This window comes from uncultured Ruminococcus sp., assembly GCF_947301925.1.
Classification (GTDB): domain Bacteria; phylum Bacillota; class Clostridia; order Oscillospirales; family Ruminococcaceae; genus Ruminococcus.
The window spans coordinates 458,601-475,959 of the sequence record NZ_CAMYUE010000002.1; the positions used below are offsets into that span (position 1 = coordinate 458,601).

The following is a 17,359-nucleotide window of genomic DNA, read 5'->3' on the forward strand; positions in this document are numbered from 1 at the left end:
TTTTATAATCCAAGTCCATATCCTGCCCCGATACCGATAACAGCGGAAAACAGAATGATCTTTATCGGGTGTATTTTTCTGAAAGCAAGCACGGAAGCAGCGGCAGATAATCCGAGAAATACCCAGAAACTTACATCTGAAAAAGCCGATACACTGACACCTGAAGGAAAAAACACAGTTCTTGCAACAGATATAAAGGCTGCACCTATCATTCCGACAACAGCAGGTTTCAAGCCCGACATGATACCGCCTACAGCTTTGCTTTTCTCATACTTCTCAAAACACTTTGCGATGATAAGTATAATGATAAAGGAAGGCAGAATAATACCAAATGTTGCGATGATAGCTCCGAGAACACCGCCAGTTCTCATTCCTACAAATGTAGCCATATTTACTGCAAGAGGTCCCGGCGTGCTCTCACTCAGAGCGACGAAATTCACAAGCTCTTCCTGTGTCAGCCAGCCCTGACTTTCAGCTTCCGCCTGTATCATAGCGATCATAGCGTATCCGCCGCCAAAGGTGAACGCACCTATTTTCAGAAAGGCAAGAAACAATTTAAGCAGTGCCATTGCTTTGCTCCTTTCTGTTAAAAATCGACCAGATCAAACCAAACAAGCCACAGCCGATAATGACAAAGACAGCATCAATTTTCAGAAAAGCAGTCAGCACAAGTGAAAGCCCCATGAGCGCATAGGAAAATGGTTGCTTTTTCTTCTTCACCTGATGAAACATCATCCACAGGGCTTTCAGTATCAGTGCAAGTACGGCTGCTCTGATACCCATAAAAGCATACCTTACTGCTCTGATGCTCTGAAACTGCGTCAATATCATAGAGATAAGCGAAATAATAAGGAAAGATGGCAGGACAACTCCGATAGTAGCCATACACGCACCGAGAAAACCCGATGTCTTATATCCTACAAATGTTGCGGCATTGATCGCGATCGGGCCCGGTGTTGATTCTGAAATTGCAACAATATCAGATATTTCTTTTTCATTCAGCCATTTTTTGTTTTCGCATACTTCCTTCTGGATCAGCGGGATCATTGCATAACCGCCGCCGAAGGTAAAAGCCCCGATCTTCATAAAGGTCAGGAACAATTCAAGATTCTTATTCACAATATCACTCCCACAGAAAATTATACCAAATGATGTAATATCCGTCAATATCCGAAAACGCCAAGAATATACTTGACATAAGTCGATAAATATGTTATAATCGACATAAGTCAGAAAGGAGATGCTATTATGCCAAGACCACAAAAATCACGCCGTATCTGTTGTTACCCCGATTACTGGAGCTTTGCGCCCGATCAGGATACAGCAAACGATACAGTCGTTATGTCGCTTGACGAGTTTGAAACGATACGTCTGATAGATTATCAGTCAAAGACGCAGGAACAGTGCGCTCAGGAGATGAACGTGGCGAGAACGACCGTCACAGCGATATATGACACCGCAAGAAAAAAACTTGCTCAGGCTTTGGTCGAGGGCAGACGCATCGTCATTTCAGGCGGAAATTATACTCTTGACAACACTATCTCAGAGGAGATAACTCAGAAAGGAAGCACAATTATGAGAATCGCAGTAACCTATGAAAACGGACAGATCTTTCAGCATTTCGGCAGAACAGAGCAGTTCAAGCTGTACGATGTTGCCGATGGCAAGATAATAAACGAGCAGGTAGTTGGAACAATGGGCGCAGGACATGGTGCGCTTGCAGGATTCCTGAAAAACGCTCAGGCTGACGTTCTTATCTGTGGAGGTATCGGCGGAGGCGCTCAGATGGCTATGCAGGAGGCAGGAATCGCTCTTTACGGCGGTAATATAGGAAGTGCTGACGAAGCTGTAAAGGCATTCCTTGCACAGACACTTGTTCAAAATGAGAACCCTACATGCGACCACCACCATGAACACGGCGAAGGTCATTCCTGCGGAGATCATGGCTGCGGAACTCACAGCTGTGGTAACCACTGATGAGAATTGTAACCCTTGTAGAGAATACCTGCGGACATGAAGACTGTATCGCAGAGCATGGACTCAGCATCTATATTGAGACTGAGAATCATAAGCTCCTGCTCGATACAGGACAGACTGACGCTGTTGTGAAGAATGCGGAAGCTCTCAGTATAGACCTGTCTGCTGTCGATACTGTGATACTGAGTCACGGTCACTACGACCATTCAGGCGGTATACTGCCGTTTGCCGAGGAGAATCCGGAAGCAAGGATAATTATGCAGAAATCCGCAGCAGAGCCCCACTACAACGGAGAACGTTACATCGGAATTGATACAGATATCCTTAAACTGCCGAATATTCAGCTCATAGACGGCGATATGGAACTTGATGACGAGCTGTTCCTGTTCAGCGGTATTACAGGCAGACGGTGCTACCCACAGGGGAACAAAAAACTGTCCTGCATAAAAAACGGCAAAAAGGTCTGTGACGATTTCTGTCATGAGCAGTGCCTTGTCATAAAGCAGAACGGCAAGCGCTGGCTGCTGTCCGGCTGTGCTCATAACGGCATACTCAATATCCTTGACCGATACAAAGAACTGTTTGATAGCTATCCCGACTATGTTATCACAGGATTCCACATGATGAAGCGTGAGGGCGAGCACACCGAGGAAGAAAAAGCTGTTATCATTCAGACGGCGCAGGAACTTTCACAGCTTGATACCGTATTTTACAGCGGTCACTGCACGGGTATTCCCGCATTTGAACTGATGAAGGTGATCATGGGTGACAAGCTCAATGCTCTGCACAGCGGAGAAGAAATACTATAATAAAAAAGCTCTTACAGTTCAAAACTGTAAGGGCTTTTTGTTGATGTACAGGTTACATTTCTCTGTACTGATTACACCTATACTGCTGCCAGACCAGTAATCGTATCAACTCCATACAAAAAAATCCCCCTGAACCATAGTAGTTCAGGGGGATCGTTATTAACATCAGTTATCCGCATATGCGAACTTCAACATTGATATCTTCCCATATTTTGGACTTTATCGTTTGTCCGTTCGCGACTCTGAAAGCCTTTGCTTCTTCCAATGTTATATCGAATTTGCACATTAACTCTAACGAGTCGAACTTACCTCTTATCTGCGATAGCAGCCTGACAGGAAATAAATACACCTATCTAGTATAAAAGTGCGTAATATGGGCGCGTGTCCTCTCTGGACTGGCAGTGTTCTGAGATACTGTAATCAGTACAGAAATATAATAGGTTTCAGTACCACACTAAGTCGCAAGCATATAAAAATTGCTAAAGCCTCTGCTTATAGCATTACAGGGGAAATATCTTCACTTTGTAATTCTTCTATTTCCGTATTCAGCGGAACAACAATGGCTGCTGCATTCTTTACCGCTGCTATCACCTCATTCCAGGTTAAATCTTCAACGAAATAGCTCTTAAGCTTGAAGTTCTCCCATTTATTATTAGTATCAGTGTCTGTCTCAAAAAAGTCAAGTACAGTATGTATTTCTTCAGATTTTGCAGTTGTTCTGCGCTTACGGCTCATTGCTTCAAATGCTTCTTTTAATGTTGCATTAGTATTGTAATCATTATATAGAGACCTTGGACTAAGAATCAGAAATATTCCACTTTATATTAGTTATTAATTGATTTGCTTACCCTAAGTTCTTTTCTTATTTCTTTTATAAGCATATCACTATTGAGTTTTTTTGATTTTTCAAAATCATCAGACATAGCAATAAAAGCATCGTACACAAGATCAGATGAATTAACTGCGAATTTGTGATGATACTCTTTTAGCAATTCACTTACCTTTGATTCATTTTGTATATTACACAGTTCATGCAGAAACGCTTCATATATTTCACACATTTTTGATTTTTGTGCTGCAAATTCAGTTCCTTTTCGCTCTATTGTTTTAGAAACAGCGTTTACTATGATTGCAAATAATCCTGATAGAATTGCAACTACAATTGTCGGTTCAATTGAAGAGGTAAACTCTCCAAATGATTTGACCATTGCTGTAAACAATGCCCATACAAGCACAATTAATGTGACAATAAAAGCTAAGGAAAGAATTGTCTTTATTATTTTTAGTATTGGTTTCATTTGATCTCCTTTTTCAAAATGGAATTGCATATCGGCAAACGATTTAACTATTATTTAACATTGGATGCAGAGATTTTATTATCTTTTCTTGCATCAATTAATCTAATATCAGAATCGTTTGTTAGGTTAAGTTCGGATAGAACTTTCTTGACTTTATTTAGTTCGATTTCTGAAAAGAATAAATCAGTAAGTTTCCTCTACTCAAAGGGCGGACAGATAACCTTTGTCGGCTCGCTCAGAAAGGCTCCTGATAATACCGCTGTTATTGTTTGATATCAAGAAGTCTATCTCGATATCATTGCGGTGCTTTTCAGCGTTGTACTGCGTATAGAAATACAGCTTGTGACCGTTAGCCGTCAGCATCTGAGCGATATCACGCCAATTATGGAATTCACGCTTCTCGGACTTAGCTTTGAAGTACATCTCTGCATCGCCCTGAAACAGCGTAAAATCGCCGATTTTGAGATAGTCGTGAATTACTTGTTTTCGCTGATTGCAGCCTGTTAGTTAACCAAATACATCTCTCTGATATAAAAGTGCGTATTCTTTCCGTACTAGCAGTGAACTATGATACTACGATCAAAACAGAAATACTGGTTTATTCCTGGATGATAGATTATTAATGGTAAACTTATTAACAAAGATGCGACTCAAGATAACGAATATACCATAATAATTGTCCAGCTAATTTAGCATTATTTTTAAGCAATGCGTGATCAAGTTCTTTTTTTACATATTCAATACAACCATTCAAAAGACTAAAAGCCACAGATCCTTCCCGTTTGCCCTGGCACATATAATCAAGAAAATCCAAATAGAAACAGGAATCTTTTTCATCTTTTGTGAAGAAGTATTCTTCGGGTGATTTACCTAAATTATTCAAGAGTCCAATAAAACTATTGTCAGTAATTATTCTTGGATAAATTGCTTTTGAAGACTCAAGCTCATATGCTGTAATTGGTGCCTGACCTAAAACGATATTTGTGTTTAAAAGTATTCCTTTATCTTTAGCAGCTTGATCAACTACAAATACCTTTCCGTATGTTATTCCACCACGAAGTTTAAAGCAATCCCAGTCTATTTCATTCCAGTGTGATCCATCTTCATTAATATGAATCGTTGGAAGTCTATTCATCAACATAGTATAGGACATATTTGCTAACTGACATACCAAATGATCTAAATATTGTTTTTCGCAAATAATGTACATACAATCTGAAAACATGGTAATATGTAGTTTGCCTTCTGCAAATGGCTGATTTGCTTGACCATTAAGAAGCGTTGCATACATTTTCAAATCCTTTGGTGTTGCAGCTTGTTTCATTCTATTTTTAATTCCCATAACATCTACAAAGGCTACTATTCTATCCTGATAATTATCCGCATTTTCAAATGCTTTTGATGTTTCATACATAATATTCATGATTATTCACCTCTCAAGATTTATAGATATTTTTTCTCAATATTGTTCATAAACCTAAGTATTTGATCATCGATAACATATTCTCAATTCTGTCGGCCTGAGCGGCACAGGCATCTACACGAGCTTTTTGCTGTTCTTTCTGAATTGGGTTCAGAAGGGGATTATTGTCTATCGCTTGTTTCATCATGTCTTTTATCATTTCATGCTGCATATGTTTTTCAATTTCGTTCATGCAATATCATCTCCTTGATATCTTCGATTTTATCTCTCCCACCAAACTATGCACGGTAGTACAAGGACACATTTCTGACGGCTTGTCCTTACCGATTGCTATGTGCTCATTGTACTTCTGTTGAGCGAGTTTTACTGCCTGTCCTTCGTCACCGTAGCGATTAAGTTTTTCATAGATATCCTTATCCGACTTAGCATATTTCTGACCAGTAACTCTTCTGAAAGTCTGTGCAAAACCGTTGCAACAAGCTACGGAATCCTGATATGTAGGCATAGCGCCGAAATAAGCGTTGAACCACTCCTCGATACATGGATTAGTCCAGCCGACGTTAATGCCTTTATCCTCTGCTTGACGGATTATCTCATCAAAATTCTTGACCTTGTCACGATCAAAGATTATCCATATCTCACCATATTGTGGATTTATGGACGCAAGATTTCTGGCTTCTTCAACGAGATTATTGGATTTGGTCTTTATAACCTTGATGACCAATTTGCCTTGCAGTTCTTTAGGAATAGAGTCCCTGAGCCCATACATATAATTTTGTTCTGTTTCTTCTGTATCGGTTACTATAAAGTAATATCCAAGTTCAGGGACTCTTCTTTTGACCATCTGATCACGGGTTTTTCGCTTTCCGTTTCTTTCAACATGAGCCATACTTTATTCCCCCTTGAACATATCAAAATGCTTCAGAGTCGGTATTGCCCCGTACTTGCCCAACAGATAGTTCTTCTCGTAATTCTCATCCTTGCGAATCTTAACGCCGTCTTCATCTACAAAATCAGCTAATGAGAAAAGATATGATATTCCGTTTGAATCCTTTTCTGTAAACCAAATCTCATCTCTTCTGAGGATGTTGCCGTTAAGCTGCCACGAGTCATGAGATGTAAAAATCAACTGAGCGTGATTAGTATTGATCTCAGGATCAAGGAACGTAATAACAAATGCTCTTACAAGCAGGGGATGAAGTCTGGCATTAAGCTCGTCAATAAAGAAAACTCCACCCGTTGACAGCACATCCTGTAACATAGGATATAACGCAAACATTTTAAGAGTTCCTGCCGATTCATGCTGAAGGGGGATAGATGTGGTCTGATCGGAATCTATCATTTTGTGAACTGCGTCGATTCTGAACTGCTTATCTGCATCATCGACTTCAGACTTGATAACTTCAACGTTAAAACCAATTATGGACGGATCAAATGATGAAAAATAGTCAACGACCTTCTGCTGAACCTTTTTATCTTCTTCAAATCCTTCCGGGATAAGCTGAGATAAGAAAAAGTTCTCTATTGGTCTGCCAAAATCTGCAAAATCATTATGCACAAACCAATCCCTTATAAACTTAAGCTTTGCTATTTTGAGCTTCGCACCAAGTGATACAACGAGGGTTTCCTTTTCTAATGCGATAATTAAGTTCTCCCTACTTTTTGCAGGAATACCAGCAAAATCGAACTCTTCTCCATTACGGTAGAAAATACGCTTGAAATCACCTCTCGATGATTTAGCCTTATAGTTTAACCATTCCTCACATACGCCATTACTATCGACTGTGAATCCATAATTGTAAGTCTTTGCACCATTTTCTTCTGAGTCTATAAAATAAACTTCAAATGATGATTCGGCATTTTTGCTGGTACTATCAAATAAAAATGGAGTTGGCCTGAAAAACTTTGATTTTTTCTTTGAATCAGATTCATCGCCGTAATCAAGTGAATTGATAACATACGTTGACATATATCTGAAAGCTTCCTGAACATTTGACTTTCCGCTTGCATTTGCACCAAATATAGCCGCGACAGGCAATACCTTTTCATTTGCAATTGATACAACATGATTATTAAAATCTGAAATCTTAGTTGCTGAAAGATCTAAAGTAGTGTCATCCTTAAATGATTTAAAATTCTTATAATTGAACTGTAGTAACATATTGTTAAGCCTCCTTATAATCTCCTTACTATATATTATACTCAAAAAAAGCAAAATGTCAACACATAATTGAGAAAAAACCTCATTTAGATGTATGATTTACTTCATTTTTCATGAGTTGCTTTATAATTCATAAATGAAACAAATCATTTTGTTTACTGTACTGATTACACCTATACTGCTGCTATACCAGTAAAACAGTCGATTCCAGACATAAAAAATCCCCCTGAACCATAGTAGTTCAGGGGGACTGTTATTAACATCAGTTATCCGCAAATACGAACTTCAACATTGATATCTTCCCATATTTTGGATTTTATCGTTTGTCCGTTCGCGGCTCTGAAAGCCTTTGCTTCTTCCAATGTTATATCGAATTTGCACATTAACTCTAACGAGTCGAACTTACCTCTTATCTGCGATTGCAGCCTGAGCGGCGGCAAGACTAGCGATCGGAACGCAGAAAGGCGAGCAAGAAACGTAGTCAACACCAATCTTGTTCCCAGTTCTTGAGCCCACGATAGTAGAAAAGATATGTATGGCGGTGCTATTGCACCGCTGTTCTTTTGTATTAGTTCTTATCAAGCAGCCAGTCAACTGCATTTATGACTTCGATACCTTCATAGTCGCCGAGGGTAAAACGGTCAAGAGTTAATATAGTCTTGGCATAATTATCATTGATATTCTTCAGCGGAGTTATTTCGCGATTGAATGTACTTTCATCTGTAAGAGAAGCTGTCACCTGATAATAGTGCAGGCGGCTTTCTTTTTCTGCTATGAAGTCAACCTCAGTTGTACCAAGCTTGCCTATATTGACCTTATAACCTCTGCGGAGAAGTTCAAGGTACACGATATTTTCAAGTGAAAATCCAAGGTCATAGTTGCGGCGTGGTAGAAGATGATTCCTGATACCGAGATCCACGATATACAGCTTCTGATTCATTTTAAGAGCCTGCTTGCCTACGATATCATATCTTTCCACGGGATAGAATATAAACGCCTCAACAAGTGCGGAAACGTAATCATTTACAGTATTAGCACTGACTTTGCGACCGGAGGAAGTGATATAGTCCGAGATGCTCTTTACAGATATAGGACTTCCGACTGATCCTGAAAGGAATTTAGCGATACTTTTCAATAGTGCTAAGTCGGTTATCTTACGCTTGTTAGGATCAGTCTCGCGGCGCTTCTGACGTTCTTCGATATCCTTGACGATTATCGTATTATAGATACCTTCAAGGTACATCTCAGCCTTTTCCTTTGAACTGTCCATTTGTGCGATATAGGGGAAGCCGCCGGTACGCATATACTCTGCAAACACTTCATCAGGAGTACCGCTGCGGAGCTGAGCGTATTCCGCAAATGATAGCGGCAGCATAGATATCTCAACATATCTGCCTGACAACAGCGTTGCAAGCTCTCCCGAGAGCATATAGGCGTTAGAGCCTGTGATATATATATCAGTCTTATCTTTGACATAAAGGCTGTCTACGACCTTCTCAAAGCTATCAACCTTCTGTATCTCGTCTAGGAATATATAGGTGTACTTATCAGGAACAAGTCTCTCTGTGATATAGCTGTAAAGTTTGTGATAGTCCTGTAGCTCCTCATATTCCAGCTCTTCAAAATTGATGAAGATTATCTGCTCAGGGGATACTCCGGTGCTGAGAAGATATTCACGATACTGCTGTAGGAGCGTAGACTTTCCGCAACGTCTGATACCGGTAACAACCTTTATGACCTGTTCCTCATGCCATGCTTTTATTTTTTCGAGATATTCTTTACGTTCTACCATAGTATGCACCTCACTTTTCCTTAGTATATCATATCCAGATGTAGTTGTCAATATAAAATGCCGATTTCGGAATACACCTCTTAAATCCCTATAAAATTCATTCTAAACCGGAATTTTTTAATAATCTTATTTATACCACATTCCATATTTCCTGCAAAGGATTATTTTAGAAAGCAACAAAAAAAACTCACGGTTTCGATGAACTGTGAGTTATTGATAGATAATGTTCATAAGAATAATGAAAAATCATTTTTTCTTGTTTTGAGTAATCAGTGTATTCTTTATTTCTTTAAGATAAAATATGGTTTAGCGCTCCATTCCTCTTTTCCGACAGTTCCTTTGTCGAAGAATCCTCGAATATATATCAATTCAAAATACCATTTAGGTGTTTTATTCTTAGCCATATCTATCACGCTTCTCCTCAAAAAAATAATATAAAATATAAAATTGTATAATATTTGATTTTTGATATCATAAGAATTAAGGACAAAAAGTCCGGAGCATTCAAATATGTTTTATCATTATTTGATGCTGCTTGTGGCCACGAGCAAGAAATACAATTATATGGAGGAATATCATATGAAAGAATTCATCCCACGCGTTAAAGAAAGCCTTTTACTTTCTCCTGACGGAACCATTAACGCACATATTGATATCGATGAAGACAGTATAGGGGTATGCAGTAACTCAGTTGAAGTTTGTCTGTACTAGAATCAGCAAAGAAGATAGCAACTGCATTTGATAGGCAGGTTGAAAAGCTCTTTGAGATTCACTCAGAGACCACAGGCCTGTCATCAAAAACTATTCTTCATTATCACAGGCTCATAAGTTCAATACTTGCACAAGCTACACGCGACAGGCTCGTTCCTTTCAATATAGCAGATCACAACTACATGAAAGCTCCGAAACTTGAGCATTCAGAAGCTGCGTTCCTTGATGAAGAACAGGCAAGACATGTTTTAGAACTGCTCAATGACGAACCGCTCAAATGGAAAGTAGCTATGTACCTGCTTATATTCAGCGGTATGCGTCGTGATGAGCTTCTTGGTCTTGAATGGAAAGATATCGACTTCGAGAAACGAATCATACATATCAAGAGAACCAGTCAATACGTTCAGCACATGGGCATTATTACCAAATCACCTAAGAACGCCACTTCATACCGTACCGTTAAGCTTCCGGAGTTTGTATTTGATCTTCTTCGTGAGTATCAGGCTTACTGGAACAAGCTCCGTAATGATATGCTTGATCGCTGGGAACACTTCATCACAATTACGCTTGCAGACGAAAGTACACAGACCATCAGGAATGACAGACTATTCATAAAGGATGATACTACACCTATGAACCCCGACAGTCTGACTGACTGGACAAGTAATTTTGTAAAACGTAATAAGCTGCCCCATTTTACTCCTCATTCGCTCAGACACACACACGCTACTCTTCTCATTGCTGAAGGAGTATCTATACCCACTGTTTCAAAACGTCTTGGACATTCTTCTATAACTACAACGAGCAAGATATATGTCCATGCAATACAGTCAGCTGATGAAGTAGCCTCAGATGTGATAGACGGGAAGCTTAATCCCATTCATCACGGCGATGATAAGGAAGAGGCAAAGTAACAAGAAGATCCTTCTCCACAATGGGGAAGGATCTTTTTTCGAGAATTAGGAAGTATATCTAATTTATAATACGGAGCTTCCATTATCTTTTCAATATCCATAAATTCTATTCCTTCTTCAATGCAAGGTAAGACTCAAGTTCTTCATCGGTGAGTCTTAGGTATTGTGTTATCGTTTCTCCGTCATTGACAACAAGTCTTCCGCCAATATACGTATACGGGAATCCACTGGCCTTTTCTGTATCATTAATCAGATAAAAATTCTGTTTGTCAAAAGTATACTCTGTTATCTCTCCATCGAGCTCAAAGAAAGCTGTGCCATCATCTTTCAAAACAAGGTAGCCCTTTTTCATTATATCGAGTGATTCTTTCATTTCTTCAAATGTCTCGCCGGTTTTAGAGATCCCGATCCGTTTATAATATCCGACAGATTCCTTATCCTGTGAGATATATTCAGTCTGACTAGTCGTTTCGGAGTTGCTATTGTCTGACTTATCATTGTTATTGCATCCGGATAATAAACAGGAGAGAAGCGCCATTATTATGGCAGCGTATATCATCGGTTTTGCTAGGAATAAGAAATAATGCCGTAAAGGAATATGTAAATGATTGGATTGTGCAAATTGAAGATATAACCCCATATGTCAAAGAACTTAATCTATCAAGAAGAAAGGGAATTGATATAACACCTTTTCTTCCAAATGAACAGGTTTATCCTTTGCTATAACTTTTAAGAAACCGCATATAAGAAAAGCCCCTTCGTGGGGCTTTTCTTATAGCTATCTATTTTCATAACAACAAACCTCGTTTTCGTTAACCTCGGTTAACAAAATCCGCAATATTCTTCAAAAACTCTAAAAAACACTCAGTGATTCTCAGCGATATTTCGAGGTAAAATAAACGCGTTGCTGCACGGTTGCTGCAATCGGATAAAAAAGGGCATAAAAATAAGCACTTCCGAATACTCGAAAGTGCCGATATTACGTTGTAAGTTCATCTCTTAAAAGATGACACCTGAAAAACAGCTATTTTTCGGACTTTGTCAAAACAATCATATCATAAAAATATATGTAACTGTTTTTTACTTTGTAGATTCAGCTCCATGTGTATGGCACATGGAGCTTTTTTTATTTTTCCAATGACGTATTCTCTATTTGATCATCTATAGTAATATCACCATCACCAATCTGCTTGGATACAAAATCTCGGAATGTTGTAATATTTGGATCAAGGATTATTGTCCTTTTAGAAATAGTAAAATTGCCAGCTGCAGAAATGATTGAATAATGCATTCTGCAAAGATCAGAATATATTAATTCAATTTTGCTTGGATTGAATTGATAATTGTAATATAGAGATATATATTCCAAATCATCATATATACTGTAAAAATTATCAATATCCCAAATATCAGCGGAAAATCTATTAGAAACATCCATAAAAATAGAAAACCAGTCATCTAAAGTTAAATCTGGATACAGGGCACTAATAATGGCTGTGTTGCCATTAAATCTAAAACCATACTTATTTCGACTATGAAGATAAGGAAGCACAATATTATCTTTAAATATGATTTTTTCTTTATCACAAAGAATGTCGATAATATTAAGAATAAGCCTACACGAGCTCGAACCTAAATCATTTAAAATTGAATTGATCTCCATTTCGATTTCATGATTATAACCAGATTGCTTTATTCTCTCTAGTAGATCACCATAGTTCTCATCATTATTAGTAGTTATTGTATATTCCGAAGATGTAGTATCATTTGGCGAACAGTTTCCATATGATATAAGTGTTTCCTTGAGGGAAGGATTTTTTATCATAGATATTATTGTATTATTATAGCTATATAAAGCCTCGGCATCACTTCTGTATCGAATGCTGCTACTTTCTATCATGTAGTTTATCCAAGCATTTACTAATCTATATAATTGTATCAATTCTTCATCTGTGTGGAACAATGATTCTGCATGGCGAAACAAAGCTGAAATGAGTGTTTTACGCCAGAATAAAAATTCTTCAGGATAGTTTTTAATTTCGAATAAAGCGTCTACGTACTTATATCCAAGTTTTATTGCAACATCAAATAATTCATCTTCTATATGAATACGGTTGTCACCCATTTTATTTGCATAATCTGAAATTGTAAGTAGTTCCATTCCATGTAAACTTAGTTTTGAATCGTTTAATGGCAAGAACTGATAGCAATCTAGTAGACCATGAAGTGAATAATCCTTATGACCAACATACCCTAATATCCTAGACTGTATTCTTGTAGATATTACTTGAGAAAGCGTTAATTCGCCGAACTGATTTAGTATGTTAATAATATTGTTTCCTACACTTTCTATGACGTCGTATTCCATTTTCCAAAGAATACCATTGATACCACACCAATGTTCTTCAATTTGAAGAAATAAATCTTTTCTTTTAGAAATGTAATACAAATATGCTAATTCTTTATAATAGTGCGGTTTTGATCCTATAAAAATCTCTATAACGTCTTCACATAGTCTAGAAGTTAAAGAAAACTCAGTATTATCAATGAAAAATTGTAAAAACACTTTTTTGATATAAGGAAGAACTTCAAACGCACCAAAATCATTGCATGAGCCGGTACCATGATGGCTTAAAAATCCAAACAGATTATATGTCATCGCAACCATTTCGTCATAAGAAAGTTTTTTGCCATAAAACATAGAGAAAATCTTCATAGTCAGATCTTTAAAAATATGTGCAGGTTCAAATCCACGCTTCCCTTTTGAAACATGTTTATCATTTAAAGTCGCATCATATAATGCATCCCAGTCTATGTCATTCTCAATATTAAATAGGCAGAACATAGCTTCAAAATAAAAGATTACACCGTGTGCTTTATAATCTAATGAAGGAATAGAAGGTAAGCTGAGTATTAATTCGCTAATCTTATTTTGTAATCGTTTATCTATGATTCCTTGTAAAATCATATGAAAGCACAATTCAGTCAATAATTGAACTGATATTTCCGATGAATCGCACAGTTTTTCTGAGAGCAATTCTATCGAATCTTTATTTATATCTCTTTCAACTATTGTTTTAGAAATATAATTATACAGATCCAAATCATAGTAAGTTTTGAAAGATAGTGTAACTGTTATATCTTCTTTTTTAGTAAAACCAACGCTTGCTTCTAACCAGCCTGTAATAAATGAAGCGTAGAATTTATAATCCGAAATTTTATCCACAAGATTAGGTGCATAACATCTGATGATATATCCCATTTTCTGGCTATTGCTTTCATCTAATTCATTGATTAAGGCGATTAAATCTTGCTCATCATAATCTCCAAAATACTCCTTATATAACCTTGAACTACGTACTGATTCCTTTGCCAACAATAGTAAGTATACATCATTGATTATTAATTCCACATGATTTTTAAAGTCAAGTGTATATTTCTCAGACTGAGTTAAATGGCAAGGCATTTTATTCTCAATAAATTGTTCTTCTTTTTCATAGTATTGAACACACGAAATTAGCTGTGAAATTGAAGTTGCTACCATGTTGAGAGGATGTATATAATCTAGTTTATGTGGAGAATTTATTAAATCCGTAACAGAGCTAAACTGTTCTAATAATTTATCTATTGAAATACTGTAATAGACAGATTTAATGATATAATCCGGATTGAAAAACTCAAAAAGTTTGTCAATCGATTGTGTATCAATCATCAGATTAAAAACCAAGTCGTATTTATACTCATCTAACGAGCTGTTTTTTAAAACTGCATTGACGATTGAATCGACGATTATTGAATAATTACGGTTTTCTCGTATTTTGTCTCTTAAATACAGCCTAAAGTCATTGTGTAATGGCGCATATCCGTAATTATCTTTATTAATTAGTGGATATAACTCGTTCAAAATAAATTCGACATTAAGTTTAGGAATTTCCAAAATGGTGGCAAGACAATCTGCTTGATGTTTAATTGATGAAAATGCGAATATTGTTTCGATGCGCAATAAATTTAGTTCATCTATCGATTTGATTGAGCTGATAATCCATTCATAGTACTTCGTAATATATTCATTTAAGCCGCAGAGTGTTAATCTTGAAATAATACTATCGAAGTCAATAGGGGGAGTCATTTTTTTAATTTCATATATAGCAAAAATTACATTTAATGCATTATTTCCTACAACTGAGATTATTGATGATGATAATGTGTCCAGATCAACATTTTCAATTTCTATATTCTCATATTCTATCAATTGACGAATATCTTGTTCTTTAAGTCCGGGTAGACTTTTACAAACTGCATTCTCGTCACTGACAAGTCGATTGATATCTTCATTATCTATAGATTGGCCGACTAGTACAAACTTAACATCACCATGAATAGTATCAGGCTGTGGAATTTGTGATAGGAATGTTTCTTTTTTATCAGATGCCCTTGCAGCATGATCAATTCCATCGATAAAAATATAACACGTCCTTCCAAGTTTTTCCGAATAGATTGGTAAATAATCCAGAACAATTGAACGAAGATCTTTAACCTGTAGATGATCATATATTAACGGGAATTTTAATTCAGAAAGGATATTTAGCTCTTCAAATTTCTTTTTAATTTGACTGAGTATACTAATCCACAAAACTCTACCACTATAATACCCATCATCATCAGTAAAGCATGGAGAGTCTTTGTCCACTGGTAAATAGGTGTAATACCTAAAATCAACAATTGAATCTTGCTCTTGAGCAAGGTAACTAACAAAATTCGTCTTTCCAGTTCCTGGATCACCTTTAAGATATATTATTTTTTTATCAGTATTCTGCAAATACGCTCTAAAGCTATTAGCAAAATCTATTCTCGATGAAAATATAGGCTTCTCTGGACATAGCTCGTGTTTAGGAATCGTACAACTTGGATTACCTAACAAACTATATATATCTTCTCTATATATTTCTTCTTTTTCTCTTCGAGAGGTTGCCCATGTTTCTAATCTAGAAAACAGTCTTTCTCTTCCAACCCGAATAATATCCTCTCTATCAGTTCCTAAAATAGTCATCAGAATATCATTAATAATAATATCCAATCCAGCTAAATCACTTTCATTTTTAAATTCAAGTATTTTTATAAACTCTTGTGTGTCTTTTTCAGATAATGCAATAGTATCCTTGAACCATTTTATGGTGGTCGCTTCTTTTTTGTTTCCTTTGTATAAATGATCCTTTTTTAGAGCAGGAAGAGTTGTTGTTATAAATGTTAATATCGAACATTTTCCACCTTTTTCCATTGTTCCTAATTCTTTGTTAGTCATGACACATATTTCATCTATTCTGTACTTAGTCTTCGTGTCATGCCATTCCTTTGCCCATTTCTTAATTTCAGGCTCTAAAAATGAAAATGTCAGGTTATTATCCTTATCAGTGTGCTTTACTTGAATGTTTTTCATTCGACCATCAGTATATTTGACAACAACATCATCAAGCGATTGAAATGCAGATGACTGAAGTGTTACGCTTTCAACTGAATAATCGCTCATCATTTTCAGGCATTCTATTAATCCAATTTTCCATTCATACCAATATGGGGTTCCTATTCCATAATCTGGCATACTACTTCCTCCATCTTTTCATATGTTAGTTGGCTGATGTTAAATGCATACTTTCTAATATCAAATTCATTAAAATTAAGATGATATCCCTTTATTAATGCATTGATAACATATTTGAATTCAATCACATAGTCTTTAGAGATATAATCATACGGAAATAATCCATTTAGTCTTTGGGCGAAGATATAGAGCTCGGGAACGGTGATAGGATAATATATACTCTTTCTATTTATTATAAATCTGTTCAGCAGTACTGTATTAGATATAATTTGTTTGCATACAAGAGCAAATGGCTCTACCTCATCTATTGTTTTATTTTCATCATTAAACCACAGATAGATAAAGGAATAGGATAGAGTAACTTTTGGTAAATCGGTAATATTGTATTCTTCCATCTCCTGTATGAAAGTTGGCAATAATCCTAATAATACAATTTCTGGAATGATGACTATATCGAATTGAATATCAATTTGAAGAATCCGAAAGCGGTGTGTGTCTATACAATAGTAACCACATATTAAATAGTATTTCTCGATTATAGGTATTGAATCGCGCGAAAAGCATACTAATCCATTACATTCTTCTTGATTATCTAGTATATCTCTATACGTTTTGGTTTGGGTATCGAATACTTTTATCATAAACTGACTCCATATTTATAGCAAATACTCTATT

19 protein-coding genes are annotated in these 17,359 nt (G+C 36.6%); 5 read left to right on the forward strand and 14 right to left on the reverse strand.

Annotated features, from left to right (window positions below):
* Positions 1–2: 2 nt before the first annotated feature.
* Both Q0Y65_RS05430 and Q0Y65_RS05435 read right to left on the reverse strand, forming a co-directional pair.
* Positions 3–569, reverse strand: a complete 567-nt coding sequence (locus Q0Y65_RS05430; RefSeq protein WP_297957979.1) for a chromate transporter — start codon at positions 567–569, stop codon at positions 3–5.
* On the reverse strand, positions 556–1,119 hold the full coding sequence (locus tag Q0Y65_RS05435) for a chromate transporter (protein WP_297957981.1): 564 nt from the start codon (positions 1,117–1,119) through the stop codon (positions 556–558). The genes Q0Y65_RS05430 and Q0Y65_RS05435 overlap by 14 nt, the downstream gene beginning before the upstream one ends.
* 129 nt (positions 1,120–1,248) lie before the next feature.
* Between Q0Y65_RS05435 and Q0Y65_RS05440 the strand changes: the two genes are divergently transcribed.
* Both Q0Y65_RS05440 and Q0Y65_RS05445 read left to right on the forward strand, forming a co-directional pair.
* Positions 1,249–1,977, forward strand: coding sequence for a DUF134 domain-containing protein (locus tag Q0Y65_RS05440; RefSeq protein ID WP_297957983.1), 729 nt, complete (start codon positions 1,249–1,251; stop codon positions 1,975–1,977).
* Positions 1,977–2,786 (forward strand): MBL fold metallo-hydrolase, encoded by an 810-nt coding sequence (locus Q0Y65_RS05445; protein WP_297957986.1) that lies wholly within the window; start codon positions 1,977–1,979, stop codon positions 2,784–2,786. Before Q0Y65_RS05440 ends, Q0Y65_RS05445 begins: the two co-directional genes overlap by 1 nt.
* Positions 2,787–3,278: 492 nt before the next feature.
* Here the strand turns inward: Q0Y65_RS05445 and Q0Y65_RS05450 are convergent, their stop codons facing one another.
* The 9 genes from Q0Y65_RS05450 to Q0Y65_RS05490 form a co-directional block, all read right to left on the reverse strand.
* Complete coding sequence (locus Q0Y65_RS05450; protein WP_297957988.1) at positions 3,279–3,521, reverse strand: hypothetical protein; 243 nt, start codon at positions 3,519–3,521, stop codon at positions 3,279–3,281.
* Positions 3,522–3,610: 89 nt separating this feature from the next.
* On the reverse strand, positions 3,611–4,084 hold the full coding sequence (locus tag Q0Y65_RS05455; protein WP_297957989.1) for a hypothetical protein: 474 nt from the start codon (positions 4,082–4,084) through the stop codon (positions 3,611–3,613).
* Positions 4,085–4,285: 201 nt separating this feature from the next.
* Positions 4,286–4,507, reverse strand: a complete 222-nt coding sequence (locus tag Q0Y65_RS05460; protein WP_297957990.1) for a hypothetical protein — start codon at positions 4,505–4,507, stop codon at positions 4,286–4,288.
* 211 nt (positions 4,508–4,718) lie between these two features.
* On the reverse strand, positions 4,719–5,507 hold the full coding sequence (locus tag Q0Y65_RS05465; protein ID WP_297957991.1) for a hypothetical protein: 789 nt from the start codon (positions 5,505–5,507) through the stop codon (positions 4,719–4,721).
* Positions 5,508–5,553: 46 nt separating this feature from the next.
* On the reverse strand, positions 5,554–5,739 hold the full coding sequence (locus Q0Y65_RS05470) for a hypothetical protein (RefSeq protein WP_009984301.1): 186 nt from the start codon (positions 5,737–5,739) through the stop codon (positions 5,554–5,556).
* Positions 5,740–5,745: 6 nt separating this feature from the next.
* Positions 5,746–6,396 (reverse strand): RloB family protein, encoded by a 651-nt coding sequence (locus Q0Y65_RS05475; protein ID WP_297957992.1) that lies wholly within the window; start codon positions 6,394–6,396, stop codon positions 5,746–5,748.
* 3 nt (positions 6,397–6,399) lie between these two features.
* Positions 6,400–7,668 (reverse strand): ATP/GTP-binding protein, encoded by a 1,269-nt coding sequence (locus Q0Y65_RS05480; protein WP_297957994.1) that lies wholly within the window; start codon positions 7,666–7,668, stop codon positions 6,400–6,402.
* A 568-nt stretch (positions 7,669–8,236) separates the two neighbouring features.
* Positions 8,237–9,460 carry an ATP-binding protein gene (locus tag Q0Y65_RS05485; RefSeq protein WP_297957997.1) on the reverse strand — a complete coding sequence of 408 codons (1,224 nt, stop codon included), beginning with the start codon at positions 9,458–9,460 and terminating at the stop codon, positions 8,237–8,239.
* Positions 9,461–9,741: 281 nt separating this feature from the next.
* A complete protein-coding gene (locus tag Q0Y65_RS05490) occupies positions 9,742–9,864 on the reverse strand; it encodes a hypothetical protein (RefSeq protein ID WP_297957999.1) in 123 nt (40 codons plus the stop codon).
* Positions 9,865–10,039: 175 nt separating this feature from the next.
* Here Q0Y65_RS05490 and Q0Y65_RS05495 point away from each other — a divergent pair, with 175 nt between their 5' ends.
* Positions 10,040–10,171, forward strand: a complete 132-nt coding sequence (locus Q0Y65_RS05495; protein ID WP_297958000.1) for a hypothetical protein — start codon at positions 10,040–10,042, stop codon at positions 10,169–10,171.
* 182 nt (positions 10,172–10,353) lie between these two features.
* Positions 10,354–11,085: a site-specific integrase gene (locus Q0Y65_RS05500; protein ID WP_297958002.1), complete on the forward strand. Its 732-nt coding sequence runs from the start codon at positions 10,354–10,356 to the stop codon at positions 11,083–11,085.
* A gap of 106 nt (positions 11,086–11,191) precedes the next feature.
* Here the strand turns inward: Q0Y65_RS05500 and Q0Y65_RS05505 are convergent, their stop codons facing one another.
* Positions 11,192–11,644 (reverse strand): hypothetical protein, encoded by a 453-nt coding sequence (locus tag Q0Y65_RS05505; RefSeq protein WP_297958004.1) that lies wholly within the window; start codon positions 11,642–11,644, stop codon positions 11,192–11,194.
* A 56-nt stretch (positions 11,645–11,700) separates the two neighbouring features.
* On the opposite strand from Q0Y65_RS05505, the gene Q0Y65_RS15745 reads away from it, so the two are divergent.
* The gene (locus tag Q0Y65_RS15745) at positions 11,701–11,811 is read left to right on the forward strand and encodes a hypothetical protein (protein ID WP_363293521.1); all 111 of its coding nucleotides are present in this window, start codon (positions 11,701–11,703) and stop codon (positions 11,809–11,811) included.
* Between the two features lie 400 nt (positions 11,812–12,211).
* Here Q0Y65_RS15745 and Q0Y65_RS05510 read toward each other — a convergent pair whose 3' ends face one another.
* Both Q0Y65_RS05510 and Q0Y65_RS05515 read right to left on the reverse strand, forming a co-directional pair.
* Positions 12,212–16,684, reverse strand: a complete 4,473-nt coding sequence (locus Q0Y65_RS05510) for an ATP-binding protein (RefSeq protein ID WP_297958006.1) — start codon at positions 16,682–16,684, stop codon at positions 12,212–12,214.
* A complete protein-coding gene (locus tag Q0Y65_RS05515; protein WP_297958008.1) occupies positions 16,666–17,325 on the reverse strand; it encodes a hypothetical protein in 660 nt (219 codons plus the stop codon). Before Q0Y65_RS05515 ends, Q0Y65_RS05510 begins: the two co-directional genes overlap by 19 nt.
* Between the last annotated feature and the right edge of the window lie 34 nt (positions 17,326–17,359).

Excerpts from the sequence above, each read along its gene's own strand:
- Q0Y65_RS05460 (WP_297957990.1), bottom strand. The coding sequence starts at position 4,507 with ATGTACTTCAAAGCTAAGTCCGAGAAGCGTGAATTCCATAATTGGCGT.
- Q0Y65_RS05490 (WP_297957999.1), bottom strand. The coding sequence starts at position 9,864 with ATGGCTAAGAATAAAACACCTAAATGGTATTTTGAATTGATATATATT.
- Q0Y65_RS05450 (WP_297957988.1), bottom strand. The coding sequence starts at position 3,521 with ATGAGCCGTAAGCGCAGAACAACTGCAAAATCTGAAGAAATACATACT.
- Q0Y65_RS05470 (WP_009984301.1), bottom strand. The coding sequence starts at position 5,739 with ATGAACGAAATTGAAAAACATATGCAGCATGAAATGATAAAAGACATG.
- Q0Y65_RS05515 (WP_297958008.1), bottom strand. The coding sequence starts at position 17,325 with ATGATAAAAGTATTCGATACCCAAACCAAAACGTATAGAGATATACTA.
- Q0Y65_RS05430 (WP_297957979.1), bottom strand. The coding sequence starts at position 569 with ATGGCACTGCTTAAATTGTTTCTTGCCTTTCTGAAAATAGGTGCGTTC.
- Q0Y65_RS05455 (WP_297957989.1), bottom strand. The coding sequence starts at position 4,084 with ATGAAACCAATACTAAAAATAATAAAGACAATTCTTTCCTTAGCTTTT.
- Q0Y65_RS05465 (WP_297957991.1), bottom strand. The coding sequence starts at position 5,507 with ATGAATATTATGTATGAAACATCAAAAGCATTTGAAAATGCGGATAAT.
- Q0Y65_RS05440 (WP_297957983.1), top strand. The coding sequence starts at position 1,249 with ATGCCAAGACCACAAAAATCACGCCGTATCTGTTGTTACCCCGATTAC.
- Q0Y65_RS05480 (WP_297957994.1), bottom strand. The coding sequence starts at position 7,668 with ATGTTACTACAGTTCAATTATAAGAATTTTAAATCATTTAAGGATGAC.
- Q0Y65_RS05505 (WP_297958004.1), bottom strand. The coding sequence starts at position 11,644 with ATGATATACGCTGCCATAATAATGGCGCTTCTCTCCTGTTTATTATCC.
- Q0Y65_RS05500 (WP_297958002.1), top strand. The coding sequence starts at position 10,354 with ATGAAAGCTCCGAAACTTGAGCATTCAGAAGCTGCGTTCCTTGATGAA.
- Q0Y65_RS05475 (WP_297957992.1), bottom strand. The coding sequence starts at position 6,396 with ATGGCTCATGTTGAAAGAAACGGAAAGCGAAAAACCCGTGATCAGATG.
- Q0Y65_RS05445 (WP_297957986.1), top strand. The coding sequence starts at position 1,977 with ATGAGAATTGTAACCCTTGTAGAGAATACCTGCGGACATGAAGACTGT.
- Q0Y65_RS05510 (WP_297958006.1), bottom strand. The coding sequence starts at position 16,684 with ATGCCAGATTATGGAATAGGAACCCCATATTGGTATGAATGGAAAATT.
- Q0Y65_RS05495 (WP_297958000.1), top strand. The coding sequence starts at position 10,040 with ATGAAAGAATTCATCCCACGCGTTAAAGAAAGCCTTTTACTTTCTCCT.
- Q0Y65_RS05485 (WP_297957997.1), bottom strand. The coding sequence starts at position 9,460 with ATGGTAGAACGTAAAGAATATCTCGAAAAAATAAAAGCATGGCATGAG.